Source organism: Marichromatium bheemlicum, from assembly GCF_012276755.1.
GTDB lineage: Bacteria > Pseudomonadota > Gammaproteobacteria > Chromatiales > Chromatiaceae > Marichromatium > Marichromatium bheemlicum.
This window is the reverse complement of the sequence record NZ_JAAXKX010000056.1, coordinates 1-283: the sequence shown is the minus strand read 5'-3', so window position 1 is coordinate 283 and position 283 is coordinate 1. Positions and strand designations below refer to the sequence as shown.

At 61.8% G+C, this 283-nt stretch carries 1 pseudogene; it reads left to right on the top strand.

The window, feature by feature from the left end:
* Positions 1-37 precede the first annotated feature (37 nt).
* Positions 38-283: pseudogene (locus HF203_RS16075) on the top strand (IS4 family transposase); the annotation flags it as partial.

Here is a 283-nt window from a genome sequence, read left to right as displayed (position 1 = left end):
TCAGGTGTTGCTTGCCGGGATTTCCGAGCCTGTCATCGTGATCGACTGGTCGGATCTGAAGCGCGATCAGTCGCTACACCTGCTGCGTGCGGCGCTCCCCGTCGGTGGGCGTTCATTGACGCTCTACGAGGAGGTACACCCGCAGTCGAAGGTCAACACGCGCGTCGTGCAATCGCGCTTCCTGCAACGCTTGGCCTCGCTACTACCGCCCGGGGTGGAGCCGATCATCGTTGCCGATGCAGGCTTTCGGGTCCCTTTCTACCGAGTCGTCAACGAACTCGGT